At 63.6% G+C, this 13,417-nt stretch carries 11 protein-coding genes; 5 read left to right on the top strand and 6 right to left on the bottom strand.

Annotated features, from left to right (window positions below):
• Positions 1–102 precede the first annotated feature (102 nt).
• Both LB577_RS30895 and LB577_RS30890 read right to left on the bottom strand, forming a co-directional pair.
• The gene (locus LB577_RS30895) at positions 103–702 is read right to left on the bottom strand and encodes a superoxide dismutase (protein WP_013532667.1); all 600 of its coding nucleotides are present in this window, start codon (positions 700–702) and stop codon (positions 103–105) included.
• A gap of 176 nt (positions 703–878) precedes the next feature.
• Positions 879–1,757: a branched-chain amino acid aminotransferase gene (locus LB577_RS30890; protein ID WP_224690197.1), complete on the bottom strand. Its 879-nt coding sequence runs from the start codon at positions 1,755–1,757 to the stop codon at positions 879–881.
• 153 nt (positions 1,758–1,910) lie between these two features.
• On the opposite strand from LB577_RS30890, the gene LB577_RS30885 reads away from it, so the two are divergent.
• Both LB577_RS30885 and LB577_RS30880 read left to right on the top strand, forming a co-directional pair.
• Complete coding sequence (locus tag LB577_RS30885) at positions 1,911–2,573, top strand: haloacid dehalogenase type II (protein ID WP_023777942.1); 663 nt, start codon at positions 1,911–1,913, stop codon at positions 2,571–2,573.
• A 191-nt stretch (positions 2,574–2,764) separates the two neighbouring features.
• Positions 2,765–3,595 carry a L,D-transpeptidase gene (locus tag LB577_RS30880; protein WP_224690196.1) on the top strand — a complete coding sequence of 277 codons (831 nt, stop codon included), beginning with the start codon at positions 2,765–2,767 and terminating at the stop codon, positions 3,593–3,595.
• Positions 3,596–3,691: 96 nt separating this feature from the next.
• Here LB577_RS30880 and LB577_RS30875 read toward each other — a convergent pair whose 3' ends face one another.
• Positions 3,692–5,236, bottom strand: coding sequence for a helicase HerA-like C-terminal domain-containing protein (locus tag LB577_RS30875; RefSeq protein WP_023764398.1), 1,545 nt, complete (start codon positions 5,234–5,236; stop codon positions 3,692–3,694).
• 364 nt (positions 5,237–5,600) lie between these two features.
• Between LB577_RS30875 and LB577_RS30870 the strand changes: the two genes are divergently transcribed.
• Together LB577_RS30870 and scpA are read left to right on the top strand one after the other, a co-directional pair.
• On the top strand, positions 5,601–7,043 hold the full coding sequence (locus LB577_RS30870; RefSeq protein ID WP_224690195.1) for a methylmalonyl-CoA mutase subunit beta: 1,443 nt from the start codon (positions 5,601–5,603) through the stop codon (positions 7,041–7,043).
• Positions 7,040–9,160 carry a methylmalonyl-CoA mutase gene (gene scpA, locus LB577_RS30865; RefSeq protein ID WP_224690194.1) on the top strand — a complete coding sequence of 707 codons (2,121 nt, stop codon included), beginning with the start codon at positions 7,040–7,042 and terminating at the stop codon, positions 9,158–9,160. Before LB577_RS30870 ends, scpA begins: the two co-directional genes overlap by 4 nt.
• Before the next feature lie 36 nt (positions 9,161–9,196).
• Here scpA and greA read toward each other — a convergent pair whose 3' ends face one another.
• Positions 9,197–9,670: a transcription elongation factor GreA gene (gene greA / locus LB577_RS30860; RefSeq protein ID WP_224690193.1), complete on the bottom strand. Its 474-nt coding sequence runs from the start codon at positions 9,668–9,670 to the stop codon at positions 9,197–9,199.
• A 119-nt stretch (positions 9,671–9,789) separates the two neighbouring features.
• Here greA and LB577_RS30855 point away from each other — a divergent pair, with 119 nt between their 5' ends.
• Positions 9,790–11,166: a TIGR03808 family TAT-translocated repetitive protein gene (locus tag LB577_RS30855; RefSeq protein WP_224690192.1), complete on the top strand. Its 1,377-nt coding sequence runs from the start codon at positions 9,790–9,792 to the stop codon at positions 11,164–11,166.
• A 9-nt stretch (positions 11,167–11,175) separates the two neighbouring features.
• Here LB577_RS30855 and LB577_RS30850 read toward each other — a convergent pair whose 3' ends face one another.
• Together LB577_RS30850 and LB577_RS30845 are read right to left on the bottom strand one after the other, a co-directional pair.
• A complete protein-coding gene (locus LB577_RS30850) occupies positions 11,176–12,180 on the bottom strand; it encodes an asparaginase (protein WP_224690191.1) in 1,005 nt (334 codons plus the stop codon).
• Between the two features lie 25 nt (positions 12,181–12,205).
• Positions 12,206–13,372, bottom strand: coding sequence for an acetyl-CoA acetyltransferase (locus LB577_RS30845; protein WP_224690190.1), 1,167 nt, complete (start codon positions 13,370–13,372; stop codon positions 12,206–12,208).
• Between the last annotated feature and the right edge of the window lie 45 nt (positions 13,373–13,417).

Raw genomic sequence — 13,417 nt, 5'->3', positions numbered from 1 at the left:
TGAGCCCTGTGCAATACAGGACCCAGCCCTTAAACCTACCAAATCAATGAACCGTCCAACTTTACGGGGTCAGTTCAGTGCCGGGGCTTTTCTGACGATCGATCACTTCGCCTTTTCGTATAGTTCCAGGACGTGGTCCCAGTTGATGAGGCTGTCGACGAACGCCTCGAGATATTTCGGCCGGGCGTTGCGATAGTCGATGTAATAGGAATGTTCCCAGACGTCGACGCCGAGGATCGGCGATGCGCCGTGGACGAGCGGATTTTCACCGTTCGGCGTCTTCGAGATCGCCAGCTTGCCGTCCTTGACCGAGACCCAGGCCCAGCCAGAACCGAACTGCGTCGTGCCGGCGGCGATGAAGTCGGCCTTGAACTTGTCGTAACCGCCGAGGTCGCTGTCGACCGCCTTCTGCAGCGCGCCGGGGAGCTTGTTGCCGCCGCCGCCCTTCTTCATCCACTTCCAGAAATGGATATGGTTGTAGTGCTGCGCGGCATTGTTGAAGAGACCGGCATTCTTGCCGAACGACTGCTTTACCACCTCTTCGACCGACAGATCGCCAAGACCGGCCTCGGCGGCCAGCTTGTTGCCGTTGTCGACATAGGCCTTGTGATGCTTGTCGTGGTGATACTCCAGCGTCTCTTTCGACATGTAAGGCTGCAGGGCCTCGTAGTCGTAAGGCAGAGCGGGCAATTCGAAAGCCATGGATGGTACTCCCTCGTGGAAAAATCCGGTGTTGATACCGGATTAACATAGGTCTGGATTGAGCTGGAACAACTCCGGAAATGAAGCGCCGGTCCCTTTCTAGGCGGGTTGCGGAAAACTGTCACACGGTTTTGCGGCAACAAACCGGGCAGCGACAAAACGACCGGGCCGGCGCCTCAGCCGGTTGTCGTCGAATGCGCCCAGTCCCAATAGAGCTCGCGCGCCTTCTTGGCCACCGGCCCGGGTTGCAGGTCGCGGTCCTCGATGCGGGTGATCGGCACCACTTTGGAATGGTTTCCGGTGGAGAATATCTCGTCCGCCTCAAGGAACTCGCGCACGGACAACGTCTTTTCGGTGGTTTTGAAGCCATATTCGCCAAGCAAATTTATCGTGCGCGAGCGGGTTATACCGGACAGGAAGGTGCCGTTCGGCGCCGGCGTAAAGACATGACCGTCCTTGACCAGGAAGACGTTCGAGGTGCCCGTCTCGGCGACGTTGCCAAGCATGTCGAGCACCATCGCGTTGTCGAAGCCGCGCATCTTGGCCTCGAGAATGGCACGGCCGTTGTTGGGATAAAGACAACCGGCCTTGGCGTTGGTCGGCATGGTTTCGATGGTCGGGCGCCGGAACGGCGACACGGTCACCGAAAAGCCGGACGGCGGGATCATCGGCGATTCGTAGAGGCAAAGGCAGAAACGGGTCGAGGCGGGATCGGCCGGCACGCCCATGTAGCCGCCATGCTCGGCCCAATACATCGGCCTGATGTAGACAGCCGTCTTGCCGTCGAATTTCTTCAAGCCGTCCCAGGTCAACCCGACGATCTGCTCCGGCGTCATGTTCGGCTTGAGGCCGAGCGCGATCGCCGAGGCGTTCACTCTCTTGGCATGAAGATCGAGGTCGGGCGCCACGCCTTCGAACCAGCGACCGCCGTCGAACACGCTGGTGCCAAGCCACATGGCGTGGCTGCGCGGCCCAAGGATGGCGACGTTGCCCTCGTACCAGTCGCCATCGACGAAAGTCCATGTCGCGGATTGCGCTGCGGCCGCCAGTGTCATCGCGTTTTTCCCGTTCCGATCAATCGTATGGCAGCATTGGATGACGCTTTGGCCGGCGCCGTCAACCGGCATAGGGGAGTTTTGTTGAGGCCAGAGGCAGGCGCGATGCAATCGGGACTTGCACCTTGCCCCGCCTCGCCCCAAAACTATTCCATGCAATACGCGGCCTATGTTTTCGACGCCTACGGCACGCTGTTCGACGTGCATGCCGCGGTGCGCCGCCATGCCGACCAGATCGGGCCGGACGGGCAGTTGCTGTCCGAAATCTGGCGCGCCAAGCAGCTCGAATATTCCTGGGTGCGAACGTTGATGGGCGGCTATGCCGATTTCTGGCAGTTGACCGAGCAAGCGCTCGATTTCGCCTTGCGCAAGGTGCCCTCGGCCGATCCAGGGCTCAAGGCGAACCTGCTGGAAGCCTACTGGCGGCTGGATTGCTATCCCGAAGTGCCGGCGGTGCTGAAAGCGCTCAAGGCTTCGGGCGCCCGGCTGGCGATCCTCTCCAACGGCTCGCCCGAAATGCTGCAGGCCGCGGTCAAGTCCGCCGCGCTCGACCAGGTGCTGGACGACGTCTATTCGGTCGATGCGGTGCGGCGCTTCAAGACCGATCCAGCGGTCTACGACATGGTCGCCACCGGCTGGCGCCTCTATCCCGGCGCGGTTTCCTTCCAGTCCTCCAATCGCTGGGACATCGCAGGCGCCACCAAATTCGGCTTCCGCACGGTGTGGATCAACCGTTCCAACCAGCCAGAGGAATACCGGGACTTTCCGCCGGCCTTGATCTTGCCGAGCCTCGAAGCCCTGGTATCCGGCGGCTAGGCCACAGGCTGTGGCCGGTCACAGGCTGTGGCCATGGCGCCACAGTGGCGGGACGGTCACAGCGTCGCCTTTGTTTGTCCACGTTCGGGCCAGAATCGGAACCGCCTATCGCGCCAGGTGTTGTCAGGCACCCGCAACAGCGGTCGGTGTATTCACGCTTTGTTGGAATTTGAGTCCTAAAGAAGGCAACTATGTCCATAACCGAAATCGAATCCTTTCGCCTGAGCCGTCGCGGCTTCCTCAACGCCGCCGCGCTGGGCGCCGCCTCGATCGCGGTTTCCGCATGCGCCACAACAGGGCCAAGCCCGGTGGAACCGCCGCCGCCCACCTATGTCGAGCCGCCGCTGGCCGACTATGCCTCGATGTATGCCGCAGTCAGCGATGGTGGCTTCGATCTGCCGGCCATTCCGGTCGACAGGATCGATCCGCAGTTCCTGCGCCAGATCGTTCCCGACCCGACCGGACAGAAGCCGGGAACCATCGTCGTCGATACGACAGGCCATTTCCTCTATCTGGTCCGCCCGGGCGGCCAGGCCATCCGCTATGGCGTCGGTCTCGGCCGTGCCGGCTTCGAATGGTCGGGCGACGCTGTCGTCCAGTGGAAGCAGAAATGGCCGAAATGGACACCGCCGGATGAAATGATCGCCCGGCAGCCGGAATTGAAACAGTACAGCGCCGAGAATGGCGGCATGCCCGGCGGGCTAAAGAACCCGCTCGGCGCGCGCGCGCTCTATCTCTTCCAGGGCAACGTGGATACGCTCTACCGCTTGCACGGCTCGCCAGAGTGGCGCTCGATCGGCAAATCGGTTTCGTCGGGCTGCGTGCGCCTGATGAACCAGGACATCATCGATCTCTACGACCGCGTGCCGTCGAAATCACCGGTCATCGTGACCAGCGATGCCAGGCAGCCGATGGTTGCGGCGGCGACGGCAAACCACAAGGCCATTCCGATCGACGCCGGCGTGCCCGACGGATCGGTACTGCTCGGGCCGGTCAAGGCGATCACGGATTCGATTTTCTGAGCCGACAACATCTATGGACGGGCTCCGGCGCCATGTGTCCAGCGGACGCGCGGCGCTGTAGGGAGTGGGGCCTTGGCTCCCTCCCCGGCCGGAAGTTCAGCGTCCCCTCGACAGGCTCCCCAAGATCCCGCGCACGATCGCGCGTCCGACAGATGAGCCGACCGAACGCACCACCGACTTGATCGCGGCCTCGGCCACGGTCTGGCGATTGGAGGGGCGCGGCGCGGGTGCCCGCCTGCCGCCGGATTGCGGCGGATCGTCATTGCCGAAGCCCGGGATGGTCCAGCGCGAGCCGCCTGTGCCAGCCTGCTGCGCCTGCTGTTCGGCGTCCTGCGCCTCCTTGGCTTTCTTCTGCAGCATCTCGAAAGCCGATTCGCGATCGATGACCTCGTCATACTGGCCGATGACCGGACTTTCAGCGATCAGCTTTTGCCGCTCGGCGGGGGTTATGGGCCCAAGCCGCGACGAGGGTGGCCGAATCAAAGTGCGTTGCACCATGGACGGCACGCCCTTGGCCTCCAGTGTCGAGACCAGCGCCTCGCCGGTGGCGAGTTGGGTGATGGTTGTGGCGCAGTCGAAATCGGGGTTCGGCCGGAACGTCTCTGCCGCCGTCCTCACCGCCTGCTGCTCACGCGGCGTATAGGCGCGCAGCGCGTGCTGGACGCGATTGCCGAGCTGGGCCAGGACCTTTTCGGGAATATCCAGGGGATTCTGCGTGACGAAATAGACGCCGACACCCTTGGAGCGGATCAGGCGGACAACCTGTTCGACGCGGTCGATCAGCACCTTCGGCGCTTCGTCGAACAGCAGGTGCGCCTCGTCGAAGAAGAAGACCAGCTTCGGCTTGTCGGGGTCGCCGACTTCGGGCAGCACCTCGAACAGTTCCGACATCAGCCACAACAGGAAGGTGGCGTAGAGCCGCGGGTTCATCATCAGCTTATCGGCGGCAAGCACGCTGATGGCGCCGCGCCCGTCGCGGGTGGTGCGCATGATGTCGGAGATCCGCAAGGCCGGCTCGCCGAAGAAGTTTGCCGCGCCTTGCTGCTCCAGGACCAGCAGCGTGCGCTGGATGGCCCCCACGGAAGGCTTCGTCACATTGCCGTAGCGCGATCCGATCTCGTCGGCGCGCTCGGCGATGTTGGCGAGCAGCGCCTGCAGGTCCTTCATGTCGAGCAGCAGCAGGCCTTCCTCGTCGGCCAGGCGGAAAGCGATGTTCATAATGCCTTCCTGTGCCTCGGTGAGGTTCATCAGGCGCGACAGAAGCAGCGGCCCCATTTCCGAGACAGTGGCGCGGATCGGATGACCCTGCTCGCCGAACAGGTCCCAGAAGATGACCGGAAATTCCTGGAAGTCATAGGGGTCGAGCTTGACCTGTTCGGCCCGCTTGACCAGGAAATCCTGGGCCGTGCCGATCATGGCGATGCCGGACAGGTCGCCCTTGATGTCGGCGCAGAACACCGGCACGCCGGCATTGGAAAAACCTTCGGCCAATATCTGCAAGGTGACGGTCTTGCCGGTGCCGGTGGCGCCGGTGACCAGGCCATGGCGGTTTCCATATTGCAGCAGCAACTGCTCGGGACGCTGATAGCTGTCGTCCGGCTTGCGGCTGGCGCCGATGAAAATACTGGTGTCGTCAGCCATGTATCCGGTCTCCGCAAACGGGTGTGTCTAAAGCCAATGGCCAAGCCGCAGGTATAGTCAGGCTGCCGCGCAGCGACAATGCCAAATGTCCGGGCCAAATGTCCGGGCCGAATGTCCGGGCCAAACGTCCGGGCCAATCGTCCGGGCCAAACGTCCAAATCGGACTAATCGCCAAAATCGGATTTTTGGAACTTGCGGATTTTGCTGGTGTTTGGCAATCGTTCATGGTTCGTCCACGCAGGCGAACCTATATCCGAAGGGATCGAATTCGGGACCTGGAAGCACATTGCATTGCGATAACCGACCGGGGACCGTAGACTGAAGTGACCCGGGCTGGTGCGGCCACGTAAAGCGAGGAAAATGGATGGGCGCCGGAGCCTTGACCAGGAATGCAGAACCAGCGGATGCCGAGCGCCAGCGATGGCTGGCCTTGGCGGAAAAGGCGTTGGCCGGTGCGTCCTTCGAGGAAAAGCTGGTCTCGCACACCGACGACAACATCCGCATCGAGCCGCTCTACGACCGCGCGACCGGAACCGAGCCGATCGTACGCACCAATCCCCGATCGCCCTGGATCGTCAGCCAACGCGTCGACGACCCCGATATCGATCGCGCCAAGGCCCAGGCCCTGGAAGACATCGCACAGGGCGCGACCGGACTGTCGCTGGTCTTCGAAGGGGCTCCGAACGCGTTCGGCTATGGCCTGCCGAGGACGGCGCAGGCGCTGGAGACGGTGCTGGACGGCGTGCCCCTGAACCGCGTCCAGATCCGCATCGACACCCATCCCTGGAGCCGCCCGATGGCCGACTGGCTGGTGGCGTTCCTGAGCAAGCGCCGCTCCGATCCGGCAAAGCTCAATTTGTCGTTCGGCATCGACCCGGCGGCAATCCTTGCCGGAACCGGCCGGCTGCGCATGTCGATCGAGGCGCTGCAGGAATCGATGCCGCAATCGCTGGCGCATTTCTTCTCGATGGGCGTTCCCGGCGTGCTGCTCGAGGCGGATGGACGCGTCTTCCACAATGCCGGCGCAACGGAAGCGCAGGAGCTCGGCATCATGCTGGCTTCGGCGGTCTCGTATCTGAGGATGTTCGAGAAGGCGCGGCAGCCGCTCGTCTATGCCGCACCCCATATCGGCTTCGCGCTCAGCGTCGACCAGGACCAGTTTCTCTCGATGGCCAAGGTCCGGGCGCTGCGCAGGCTGTGGGCACGGGTGCAGGAGGCCTGCTCGATCCCCAATTCCACGGCCAACATCCATGCCGAGACATCGTTTCGCATGATGACCGCGCTGGACCCGGAAACCAACATACTGCGAACGACGATCGGCTGCTTCGCCGCAGCCGCGGGGGGCGCCGATTCGATCTCCATCCTGCCGCATACGATCGCGCACGGCCTACCGGCACCTTTTGCCCGCCGCGTCGCGCGCAACGCGCAGCTGATCATGGCCAATGAAAGCCATGTCGATCATGTCGCCGATCCTGCCTTTGGTTCCGGCGCGGTCGAAGCCTTGACCACCGATCTCTGCGAGGCAGCGTGGGCGGAGTTGCAGGCGATCGAGGCTGAAAGAGGTGTGCTGTCCAGCCTTCAGGGCGGGCATATCCAGCAGCGTGTCCGTGCTGCCGCCGCACGGCGCGACGCCGCCTTCAAGACGGGCGAGCGGGCCCTGATCGGCACCACGCTCTATCCGCAGCAGGGCGAACGTCCGGTCGAGACGCTGGACGCGCAGCATCGGCCAGCCTTCACCGAAGGCATCGTCCTGTGCGAACCGCTGTTTCCCGTGCGCATCGACCAATCCATCGGGGCCGCTTCTTGATTCCGGAATTCAGTCAGATCGGCTGGACGCCGCCACGACGGGCACCCATCGAGGTCAAGGGGCAGCGGACGACGCCGGAAGGTCTTGCCGTCAAGCATCTGTACGGTCAGGCCGACCTCAAGGGCCTGCCATTTCTCGATACCTACCCGGGCCTGCCGCCCTTCGTGCGGGGTCCCTACCCGACCATGTATGTCCAGCAGCCGTGGACGATCCGGCAATATGCCGGCTTCTCGACGGCCGAGGAGTCCAACGCCTTCTACCGGCGCAATCTGGCCGCCGGCCAGAAAGGCCTGTCGGTCGCCTTCGATCTCGCCACCCATCGCGGCTATGACAGCGACCATCCGCGCGTCGCCGGCGATGTCGGCATGGCGGGCGTCGCCATCGATTCCATGCTCGACATGCGGCAACTCTTCGACGGGATTCCGCTCGGCGAGATGACGGTGTCGATGACGATGAACGGCGCGGTGCTGCCGATCATGGCGCTTTACATCGTCGCCGCGGAAGAACAGGGCGTCGCGCAGAAGGATCTGGCGGGCACCATTCAGAACGACATCCTGAAGGAGTTCATGGTCCGCAACACCTACATCTACCCGCCAGAACCATCGATGCGGATCGTTTCGGACATCTTCTCCTACACGTCGAAGAACATGCCGAAGTTCAATTCGATATCGATCTCCGGCTACCACATGCAGGAAGCGGGTGCGACGGCCGACCTGGAGCTTGCCTATACGATCGCCGACGGCATCGAATATGCCCGTGCCGGTGTTGCGGCGGGCCTCGATATCGACCGCTTCGCGCCGCGCCTGTCCTTCTTCTGGGCGATCGGCATGAACTTCTTCATGGAAGTCGCCAAGCTCAGGGCCGCGCGCCTGCTGTGGGCGACCCTGATGAAAAAGAATTTTGCGCCGAAGGACGAGCGCTCGCTGTCGCTGCGCACCCATTGCCAGACGTCCGGCTGGTCGCTGACGGCGCAGGACCCCTACAACAACATCATCCGCACCATGATCGAGGCGATGGCGGCCACGCAGGGCCACACCCAGTCGCTGCACACCAACTCCTTCGACGAGGCGATGGCGCTGCCGACCGACCATTCGGCGCGCATCGCCCGCAACACGCAGTTGATCCTGCAAAAGGAATCCGGCACCACGCGCATCATAGATCCGTGGGGCGGGTCGGCTTACCTCGAACGGCTGACGCACGACCTGGCGGCACGCGCGCTGAGCCATATCGAGGAGGTCGAGGCGCTCGGCGGCTGGGCCGCCGCGACCGAACAAGGCATTCCGAAGCTGCGCATCGAGGAAGCGGCGGCGCGCACGCAGGCACGCATCGATTCCGGCGAGCAGATGCTGGTCGGGGTCAATGCGCATCGGCCGGAGAACGACATCGCGGTCGACGTCCTCAAGATCGACAATGCCGAGGTCAGGGCCCGGCAATTGTCGAAGCTGCAGCGGCTGAAAGGCACGCGCGACGTCGTCGCCGTCGAAAGCGCGCTCGACGCGCTGACCCATGCCGCGCAGGGCAATGAAAACCTGCTGGAATTCGCCATCCGCGCCGCGCGCGCCAATGCCACGGTCGGCGAAATCTCGTTTGCCCTGGAGAAAGTCTTCGGCCGGCACATTGCTACGGTGCAAACCATTTCCGGCGTCTATCGCAAGGCGCTTGGCGACAGCCCGGTGGTCGACGGGCTGCAGGACAAGCTCGATGCTTTCGGGAAGAAATTTGGCGGCAAGCCGCGCATCCTGGTGGCCAAGATGGGACAGGACGGGCACGACCGCGGGCAGAAGGTGATCGCCACGGCCTTCGCCGATCTCGGCTTCGACGTCACGGTCGGCCCGATGTTCCAGACACCGGAAGAGATCGCGAAACTGGCGGTCGAGCATGACGTCCATATTATCGGCGCCTCATCGCTGGCGGCGGGGCACCTGACGCTGATCCCCGAGTTGCGCGATGCGCTGAAAAAGCTCGGCCGAGGCGACATGCTGATCGTGGCAGGCGGCGTCATCCCGCCACAGGACTATGAGGCTGTGCTGCGGGCTGGCGCTGCCGAGATCTTCCCGCCGGGTACCGTTATCCCGGAAGCGGCGGATCGGTTGATGGATCGGTTGCTGGCGGGGTGAGCGAAACATTGGCCAAGTAGACAAAACCGACTGGCGTCAGCCATCCGAGAGCTTAACGATCTCCCATTCCTTGCCGTTCACCACGGCCAAGTCGCCGACCTTCTTGCCGAACAGGGCCACGGCCATCGGCGAAACATGCGAGATTGAGCCCTTGGTCGGATCGGCTTCATCCTCGCCGACGATCTTCCAGTGCACCTTCCTGCCGTCATCGCCCTCGAGCGTGACGCCCATGCCGAAGCGAACTAAGTCGCTGCCCGGCTCAGGCACGGACAATTCGGCACTTTCACGCCTTGCGGCCCAGTAGCGCAGGTCGCGCGACACGACCGCGATGCGCTCACGGTCGCCTTTTCGTTCGGCTTTCGCCAGAATGTCGCGCAAATCGCCCAGATTGTCCTCGATCTGCGCCAAGCCACGCTGCGTCACCAGATTGCGGTGCGTGCTGATCGGCCGCTCTCCGACGCCGGCGATGGCGTTCTCGCTGTCTTCCTCGCGTGTAAAAGCTCTGCTCATCAATTGAACTTAGGCTCCGACCGGCTGTTCGACAAGCCATTGCCGGCCCCGCGAAAGACAGGCCAGTCGTCTGGCACGATTCCTGCGATGCCGGGGTTGAACACCAGGATCCTGTGCCGATGTTGAACAGACGAACGCTGCTGATGCAGACCACCGGCTTTGCCGTCATCGGTCTCTCGCTTGGCAAGGCGGCGGCCGCCAGCCTTGCCGGCATCGAGAAGGCCTCGATGCGCGGCTCGATCAACGCCACCGAACTTGGCGTGCAGCCCGGCACTTTCGACGACCAGAGCAAGGCCTTTGCCAAGCTGCTGCGCGACGCAAACAGCCGCGATTTGCCGGTGTTCCTGCCAGGCGGCACCTATGTGGTGTCCAATCTTTCACTGCCCAGCCGCGTGCGTCTTTCGGGCGTGCCTGGGGCAACGCGGATCGTCTACGGCGGCGACGGCCATCTGTTCATGGCCGAACAGGCCGACCATGTCGAACTGAGCGGGCTGGTTTTCGATGGTTCGAACCGGTCGATGGGCGATTATGCGCAAGGACTGCTCGATCTGCGCCGGGTCGCGCATCTGGTCGTCGACAATTGCCAGGTAACCGGCAGCGGCAAGAACGGAATTGCGCTGGAACACGCCGCGGGCCGCATCGAACGCTCGGACATATCGGGCGCCGCCGATGCCGGCATCTATTCGGTCGAAGCCGCCGGCCTGTCGATAACTGATAACACCGTCTCCGACTGTGCCAATGGCGGCATTCTCGTACACCGCTGGCAGGCGGCGGAAGACGGCACCATGGTCACCGGCAACCGCGTCGAACGCATCGGCGCGCGCAGCGGCGGAACCGGCCAGAACGGCAACGGCATCAACGCCTTCCGAGCCGGAAATGTCATCATCTCGGGAAATGTCCTCTCCGACTGCGCTTTTTCGGCGATCCGCGCCAACAGTTCCAGCAACCTGCAGGTATCAGGCAACACCTGCTCGCGCTCGGGCGAAACGGCCGTCTATTCCGAATTCTCCTTCGAGGGCGCCGTCATCAGCAACAACATCGTCGACAGCGCGGCCAACGGCATCTCGATCGTCAACTTCAACGAAGGCGGCCGCATGGGCGTCTGCTCGGGCAACATCGTGCGCAATCTGTCGACCAGCGGCCCCTACCCCGCCGATGCGCCTGGGTTCGGCGTCGGCATCGGCGTCGAGGCCGACACCACCGTTTCCAACAACGTCATCGAGAACGCACCGCTCTACGGCATGCAGATCGGCTGGGGGCAGTACCTACGCAATGTCGTTGCCACCGGCAACATCATCCGCAAGGCTGGAACCGGCATCGTCGTCAGCGTGGTCGAGGGCGCCGGTACGGCCATCATATCAGACAACGTCATCGACGGCGCGCTGAAGGGCGCCATCGTTGGCCAGCGCTGGGCCGATCCTGCGACAGGCGACCTGACGTCATCCGACAATACCGGCTATGCCCATCTGACCGTCGAGCGCAATCACGTCAGCTGAAGACCGTCCTCAATTGAGAGCTGCGGTCGGCCTCAGCGCTCCGACCTTGGCGCCGATCCGGCTTTCGATCGGGGCATTTGCCATTGCGGCCAGCTTCGCCGACAGGGCCTCGTCCGCATGCAGCAGTTTGGCAAGGACGGCAGCAGCGACGGCCTCGCCGGCGCGGCCGGCACCATCATCGCATTTGATCGCTATGCCGAGGCCAAGTTCAGGTATCGCGCTACAGTGGACACCTTCGGCGCCGCCTTTCGCAAATATCCGCCCGGGTGCGGCTTCCATCAAAGCGACATCGGCACGGCCGGTGCCGGCGACAAAGAACGGTTCCGCCATGCAGGCCGAGAGCAAGCGTTTCGCGGCCTTGGCTCGCTCAGGGCCAAAGCCATTCGTCGTGGCCATGCGGGCAAAGCCGAGCGCGAAACTTTTCAGCGGCACGGCATAGGTCGGGATCGAACAGCCATCGATCGCCCGCTCATCCGCGCCGTGCACAGCGCCGGTCACTGCCTGCATGGCGTCGCGCACCATCTCCTGCAGAGCGTGTCCCGCCTTGACGTAGCCGCCATGCGCGATGCCGGAGTGCACGCAGGTGCAGAGAAAGCCGGAGTGCTTGCCGGAGCAGTTGTTGTGCAGCGCGTTGGGCGAGCCGCCGGCCCGAGCGAGCGCAATCTCCGCGTCGTGGTTCGAGGGCCAATGCGCACCGCATTCGAGCGCTGAGCCATCCAGCCCGGCCCTGGCCAACATCGAACGTGCCAACTCGACATGCGCCGGCTCGCCCGAATGGGACGCGCAGGCGAGTGCCAGCTCGCGGTCACCGAAGCTGTAGGCATCGGCAGCACCCGTTTCGACCAGCGGCAAGGCCTGGATCGCCTTGACCGCCGAGCGTGGAAACACCGGTTTCGAGGTGTCGCCGATCTCCAGCAACGGCTTGCCGTCGGCATCGAAGACCGCGACCGCACCGAGATGCACGCTCTCGACGATGGCGCCGCGCAAGACTTCGATCAGAACCGGATTTGTCATGCCACCTCCCGTAGATGCGGGCGGTTTACCTGATCCGGTCGAGAATGGAAACGTAGTTGGCGACCGCAGCACCGCCCATGTTGAAGATGCCGCCGAGCTTTGCGCCGGGCACCTGGATGCCGCCGGCCTCGCCGACAAGCTGCATGGCGGTCAGCACGTGCATGGAGACACCGGTGGCGCCGATCGGGTGGCCCTTGGCCTTCAATCCACCGGAGGGGTTGACCGGCAGGCGGCCGTCCTTGGCCGTGGTGCCGTCCAGCGCGAGCTTGGCGCCCTCGCCCGGCCTGGCGAGGCCCATCGCTTCATACTCGATCAGTTCGGCAATGGTGAAGCAGTCATGCGTCTCGACGAAAGAGAGATCGTCGAGCGTCACGCCGGCACTCTTCAGTGCCCGGGTCCAGGCCTGCTCGCAGCCCTCGAAGGTCAGGATGTCGCGCTTCGACATCGGCAGGAAATCCTGGACATGCTCATTGGCGCGGAAGGCAACCGCCCGGCGCATTTTCAGAGCCGTCGCCGTGTCGGCAAGGATAAGGGCGGCGGCGCCGTCCGAAACCAGCGAACAGTCGGTACGCTTGAGCGGACCGGCAACGAAGGGGTTCTTCTCGCTCTCCTGCCGGCAGAACTCATAGCCGAAATCCTTGCGCATCTGCGCATAGGGATTGTCGACGCCGTTCTTGTGGTTCTTGGCGGCGATCATCGCCAGCGCGTCGGACTGGTCGCCATAGCGCTGGAAATAGTCCTGCGCGATCTTGCCGAAGACGCCGGCGAAGCCGCCCGGCGTCTCGCCGTCCTCCGGCAGATAGGATGCCTTCAGCAGGTTCTTGCCGATTTCGGGACCGGGCGTCGTCGTCATCTGCTCGGCGCCGACCACCAGTACGATGCGGGCGGCATTGGCGTCGATGGCGCGGACCCCTTGCCTGACCGCCGCCGACCCGGTGGCGCAAGCATTCTCGACACGTGTCGCCGGCTTGAAGCGCAGCCGGTCATCAGCCTGGAGCACCAGGCTGGCGGTGAAATCCTGCGCCGAAAAACCGGCGTTGAAATGGCCGAGGACAATCTCGTCGACTTCGTCCGGGCCGATGCCGGCATGGTCGAGTGCGTCGGTCGCCACCTTGACGATCAGGTTTTCGAGCGTCTCGCCTTCGAGCTTGCCAAAGCGCGAATGCGCCCATCCGACGATGCATGCGGTCATGGCGGTCTCCATCGTTAGCGCCAGCCTGGCACTGGCTCACGGCTC

The sequence above is a fragment of the Mesorhizobium sp. B283B1A genome, assembly GCF_020165735.1.
Lineage (GTDB): Bacteria > Pseudomonadota > Alphaproteobacteria > Rhizobiales > Rhizobiaceae > Mesorhizobium > Mesorhizobium opportunistum.
This window is presented reverse-complemented; position numbering and strand designations above follow the sequence as displayed.

Coding starts and splice junctions, on each gene's coding strand:
- LB577_RS30895 (WP_013532667.1), bottom strand. CDS start 702: ATGGCTTTCGAATTGCCCGCTCTGCCTTACGACTACGAGGCCCTGCAG.
- LB577_RS30890 (WP_224690197.1), bottom strand. CDS start 1,757: ATGACACTGGCGGCCGCAGCGCAATCCGCGACATGGACTTTCGTCGAT.
- LB577_RS30885 (WP_023777942.1), top strand. CDS start 1,911: ATGCAATACGCGGCCTATGTTTTCGACGCCTACGGCACGCTGTTCGAC.
- LB577_RS30880 (WP_224690196.1), top strand. CDS start 2,765: ATGTCCATAACCGAAATCGAATCCTTTCGCCTGAGCCGTCGCGGCTTC.
- LB577_RS30875 (WP_023764398.1), bottom strand. CDS start 5,236: ATGGCTGACGACACCAGTATTTTCATCGGCGCCAGCCGCAAGCCGGAC.
- LB577_RS30870 (WP_224690195.1), top strand. CDS start 5,601: ATGGGCGCCGGAGCCTTGACCAGGAATGCAGAACCAGCGGATGCCGAG.
- greA (WP_224690193.1), bottom strand. CDS start 9,670: ATGAGCAGAGCTTTTACACGCGAGGAAGACAGCGAGAACGCCATCGCC.
- LB577_RS30855 (WP_224690192.1), top strand. CDS start 9,790: ATGTTGAACAGACGAACGCTGCTGATGCAGACCACCGGCTTTGCCGTC.
- LB577_RS30850 (WP_224690191.1), bottom strand. CDS start 12,180: ATGACAAATCCGGTTCTGATCGAAGTCTTGCGCGGCGCCATCGTCGAG.
- LB577_RS30845 (WP_224690190.1), bottom strand. CDS start 13,372: ATGACCGCATGCATCGTCGGATGGGCGCATTCGCGCTTTGGCAAGCTC.